We start from the raw sequence: 4,804 nt of genomic DNA, 5'->3' as shown, positions 1-4,804 counted from the left end.
GAATAGGAGTAGACCTGTCATAGTTGACTACTATTAATAAGACTATGACAGAGTCCTTCGGTAATTAGACCGTCAACGTCCCTCGGTAATCACAAAGTACCGTGAGTAAGAATTCAGATTATGAAGATTTTGGACAAAAGTGTTTTAGCTTACCAGCCGCCGTCTGACTAGATACAGCCAAAAATCGAACAGGCTTTATTGGAACTGGTCAAACTTTACGTTGTCCTCCGACAAAAAATAAGTTTGCAGAGAATTTTTTAAAGTCTGATGTCGCAGAAGTGGGGTGTTCCGGTCCTAAAGTGACAGGTTACCGCTGAATAGGCTTAACTTCTCCCTACCCTAGAATTGTGTTTGATTGCATAATATCAACCATTCTAGGATACAAGCTCAAGGAGCAATAGTTTGTCATCTAACTATATTGAAAAGTTACACTTACGAAACTTCCGTCAATTTAAACTACTGGATGTTGAATTCAATAAACGGTTTAACTTTATCGCAGGTCCAAATGGCTGCGGAAAGACTTCTATTCTGGCTGGAATTTCACACTCTTTCAGTTCTGAATCTCTTAAATTTTCTCGGTTTGATGAGGAGTCAGAGTTTTGGACTGACTTGACTATTAACGGAGAGAAGAAGCGCACTGGTCTAGGTCAAGGTTCTTTTCCTAAAACCGATTATAGACAGCAATCCATAAAGCAGTGGAACTCACCATACTCGGAGGAAGGTAGGGAATCTGTAATTTTACATAGTACAGAAGCTAGTTTGAATGGATTTTGCCCATTGTTTATTGGAGCTGAGAGAAGTATCAAATACAAGCAAATTAGCGGTATGACGAGGGAAGCTACGAAAGGCGAACAAATCACAGCATATACTCGTAATGGAGCTCTTTCGTTGTATGGTGAGGAAAATCATTATAATCAAAAAGACATAAAGCAATGGTTCATAAATCGTTATTTTATGATCGATAAAGAGTGGGCATTGGAAGAGCGAGAAAATTGGAATCATATGATTCAATTCCTTCCTACTTTAGCTCCATTTGACAGCGACTTTTCTTATGTTCAGACAGGTAAAGACTTGGAGCCAGTTTTTTCTCTTTATGGTCAAGAGTGTTATTTAGAAGAGTTGTCTGCGGGATTTCAAGCCATTTTATTCATAATTGCAAACATTTTTGAGTGGGTTGAAGGTACTCGACCAGAAGGTGAACGATTAGTGAGTCAAGCTTCTGGAACAGTATTGATTGATGAGTTAGATATTCACTTACACCCAGAATGGCAATTTACACTAAGAGACGGTTTGGGAAATATATTTCCTGAGTTACAGTTTATCGTTACTACTCACTCACCTCATCTTCTTTCTTCTGCCAAAGAGAATGAAATCATAGTGATGGAGCGCAATCACGATCAGAATGAGTACGATTTGAGACCTTCTGACAAAAGGTTCTCAGGATGGAGTACGGACCAAATATTGTCAGAGGTCATGGGGGTAGTGAGCCTTGAAAATAAAGACTATGAGAAACTGATTTCTAGTGCATTTGGCAAGATGGAAGAGGGAAATATACAAGAGTTTAGGGTGGCTATTGACACCTTAGCTGAAATTGCTCACCCAAATGATTCGATATTGACCGTGCTAAACGCAAAATATGCGTCTATGGTGGCACTATCAGATGATTAAGTTGGAAAGGAAGCCTAAACCTCAAATTCTAATTGATAATGAACAGGCTTGGACATCTAACCTGTTAGGTGCAGTTTCCAAATATGGAAGCTATTCAAAAATCCCAAAAAATGAAAAAGAAAAGCTTCTTGTTCATTATCGACACGAACAAATTAAATCGGTGTTGTTCGATAGTTCTTTAGATAAGTGCGCTTTTTGCGAGACTAAGCCGTCAGAAAGTGGAAATATTGAAGTCGAACATTTTAATCCCAAGTCGAGGTATCCAGACTCTGCCTTTGATTGGGACAATTTCTTACCTGCGTGCAGAAAATGCAATGGCAGTAAAGATGATCACGACTCAAGGAATGAGCCGATTGTTAACCCCTATGACTTAGATCCAGAAGATGTATTTTCCTATAAAGATATACGAATTACTGCGAAAGAGAATGAGTATAAACAGATGGGAGATATGACAATCTCGGTCTGTAGCCTCAATTCTGTAAGACTAATGAAGCCTAGAGCCGACATACTCGTAAGCTTACATAGTTTTAGTGCAGCATTAGAAGAAGCAATTGAAGATTACTTTGAAGCCGATACTGGCGTAAAGCGAAGAAATAGGAAGAGAAAGTTGGGAGAGGCGTTGGAAGCAATAGAACTCTTGGCTAACCCTTCTGAGAAATTTTCTGGGTTCTGCAAATCATATTTAAGGGGTTGTGCTCCCTACCAACAAGCAAAAGATATTGTAGAGGGAGCGGAGTAATTTCGGCCTTCTTTTTTGAACAAAGAACCGGCGACGTTGTCTCCTTAGCGGCCTACGGCCGAAAACAAAGAGACTCAACCGACTAGGAGAGTGCTTTACTGAATTTGAGGTAATGTCCTCACTATGCTGAGTTCTATTTCGGGCTAAAACTAGGACTCTGTAAATAATTCTGTGTAACTGCTCTTGGTTACAAGTATTCAGTTAGTCGGTCTTCGAACATAACCATAAATCGGTTTAGAGCTTGCTTCCAGTGGTGGATTGGCATTGTCCATCTCTTGGAAGCATCCATAATCGCCAGATACACCACCTTTCTAGTGTATCATTCATTTTTATATCAAATTTAATGATAATCAATAAGTTATGACACATGAAGGAAAGTTAGATTACATGATGTTACCTAATGACGGGAGTGAACAGTGATCAACTTAACCGAATTAGTTTTAGTAGGGGGAAACGCACGCCCCTAAAATGTGTAGAGCATTTGATCTAACAAGTTTTGGGGCAAAGATCACTTAGAGTAAATGAACTAAATTGATGTGTAGAAAGAAACCAACTTGGTGCAGGATTTTTATCCTGGTACTGATTTGACTTATTTAGTGTTAAGGTAACGGTATGAAAAAGACCACGCCAACGCCTCACGATGCGCTCTTTAAGCAGTTTCTCACTCATCCTGAAACCGCTAAAGACTTATTGGATATTCACCTGCCTGCTGAGCTGCGTGAAATCTGTGATTTGACGACCCTAAAGCTCGAATCAGGCAGCTTTATAGAAGAAAACTTACGGCCTTATTATTCGGATGTCCTTTATTCTCTTAAAACGTCTCAGGGGGAAGGGTATGTCTATGCGTTAATCGAGCACCAGAGTCGGCCAGATAAATACATGGCATTCAGACTGATGCGTTACGCTATCGCTGCCATGCAACAGCATATTGAAGCGGGTCATGAGCACTTACCCTTGGTGATACCTTTGCAGTTTTACCATGGCAAAGTCTCGCCTTATCCATATGAAATGAATTGGTTAAAAAGGTTTGCTAACCCTAAGATGGCTAAGGCTCTCTATACTCAAGATTTTCCATTGGTCGATGTTACGGTCATCTCCGATGATGAGATAATGCAGCATCGCCGTATTGCGTTACTTGAGCTCGTACAAAAGCACGCGAGGCATCGCGATATCATGGATTTCCTTGAGCCTCTGGTCACATTGCTCTTAACCGATTACACTACAGATAAGCAAGTACAGTCATTGATGAGCTACCTACTCCAAGTAGGTGAAACGAGTAACCTAGAAGCGTTAATTACGTCACTGGCCTCATCAGTACCGAAACACGAGGAAACACTTATGACTATTGCAGAACAATTGCGTCAACAAGGCGAGCAACGTGGCCGCCAAGAAGGTATACAATTAGGTGAAGAAAAAGGTCGTAAAGAAGGCCGTCAAGAAGCACTCAAGGAGATGGCGCGCAAGATGTTGCTTAATGGGATCGACCAGCAAGCCATTATGGATGTCACGGGATTGAATACAGACGAACTAGCACAACTTTCTCATTAGCCGCTCAAGCATAAAGGGTTGTGTGGTAAAGTGGTGGTGTTGATCAAATAAGCCTGGAGACAAAGCTACATCGTCTATGGCTAACCGTTGGCTTCTAACTGGCATACCTAGAGCTATAATGTTGTTTATAGTTTTGACATTTACTATCATTTCACTTATTTGAGCGTTGTAGTATCTCAAACTCGCTTTACCGCTCGTTACCGCTCGTTAGCGCTTTTCCGCTTCATTTATTGATCCACTCTCTTCCCAAAGCATTACATTCTTTCGAGGTGAGTTTCAGTGAGGTACAACCTTTCTTTTTCAGAGGTTCATAGCACAACAAAACTGACTTCCGCACTCATGGTTTCGAGTATATCGACATGAACAGCCAAGTGTAGCTTTTGCTATGTTCTGCGTTTCTTTGCATCAAGCCTTTTCACTTTTCACTTTTCACTCTCCCTGACCAAAAAGGTGGGGGCTAATTGAGTTAATGGCTAGACGGCGAATAGCCCTTTAGATTTATTGCTATATTTGACTTGAACCGCCTTCGAACACTTACCCTTGAAGATTGACTACGGACGGTTCTTTTTCTAACGCGAATCAATCTATAAAGTACACATTAAACTTAAATATTGGGCGTTCTCCCTTCGGTCGGCTCATTCCGTCGCTTCACTCCTCTCGCGATAACTTATGGCACTGTTATCGAGCAAGCTCGATGTGACATTAAGTTACTGCGAACAATCACCCAACGCCTCCGCTACTGCGTAGCTGCGCTTCGTCGTGCCTCCTTATTGCCTTTCACTGGCTTCAATTAAGTTAGAGTAAGGGCTTGTTTTCTTATGTGCCGATTTTCCTTTCGACTCGCATCAT

General features: G+C 41.0%; 3 protein-coding genes and 2 pseudogenes. 3 read left to right on the top strand and 2 right to left on the bottom strand.

From position 1 onward, the window contains the following. Window positions 1-402: 402 nt before the first annotated feature. Window positions 403-1,668, top strand: a complete 1,266-nt coding sequence (locus QQ041_RS22345; RefSeq protein WP_285955092.1) for an AAA family ATPase — start codon at window positions 403-405, stop codon at window positions 1,666-1,668. Next, entirely contained in the window at window positions 1,661-2,407 is a 747-nt protein-coding gene (locus QQ041_RS22340) for an HNH endonuclease (RefSeq protein WP_171981661.1), read from the top strand. Before QQ041_RS22345 ends, QQ041_RS22340 begins: the two co-directional genes overlap by 8 nt. A 187-nt stretch (window positions 2,408-2,594) precedes the next feature. Here QQ041_RS22340 and QQ041_RS24205 read toward each other — a convergent pair. Beyond that, window positions 2,595-2,717: pseudogene (locus tag QQ041_RS24205) on the bottom strand (IS256 family transposase); the annotation flags it as partial. A gap of 302 nt (window positions 2,718-3,019) precedes the next feature. Here QQ041_RS24205 and QQ041_RS22335 point away from each other — a divergent pair. Then, a complete protein-coding gene (locus QQ041_RS22335; protein WP_285955091.1) occupies window positions 3,020-3,955 on the top strand; it encodes an Rpn family recombination-promoting nuclease/putative transposase in 936 nt (311 codons plus the stop codon). 90 nt (window positions 3,956-4,045) lie between these two features. On the opposite strand, the pseudogene QQ041_RS22330 reads toward QQ041_RS22335, so the two are convergent. Next, window positions 4,046-4,491, bottom strand: a pseudogene (locus QQ041_RS22330) (IS5/IS1182 family transposase); the annotation flags it as partial. Window positions 4,492-4,804 lie beyond the last annotated feature (313 nt).

The sequence above is a fragment of the Vibrio sp. TMPB1044 genome (assembly GCF_030442075.1).
Lineage (GTDB): Bacteria > Pseudomonadota > Gammaproteobacteria > Enterobacterales > Vibrionaceae > Vibrio > Vibrio satsumensis.
Note: the sequence above shows the minus strand (reverse complement) of the source record. Positions and strands in the feature narration are given on the sequence as shown.

Excerpts from the sequence above, each read along its gene's own strand:
- QQ041_RS22340 (WP_171981661.1), top strand. The coding sequence starts at position 1,661 with ATGATTAAGTTGGAAAGGAAGCCTAAACCTCAAATTCTAATTGATAAT.
- QQ041_RS22335 (WP_285955091.1), top strand. The coding sequence starts at position 3,020 with ATGAAAAAGACCACGCCAACGCCTCACGATGCGCTCTTTAAGCAGTTT.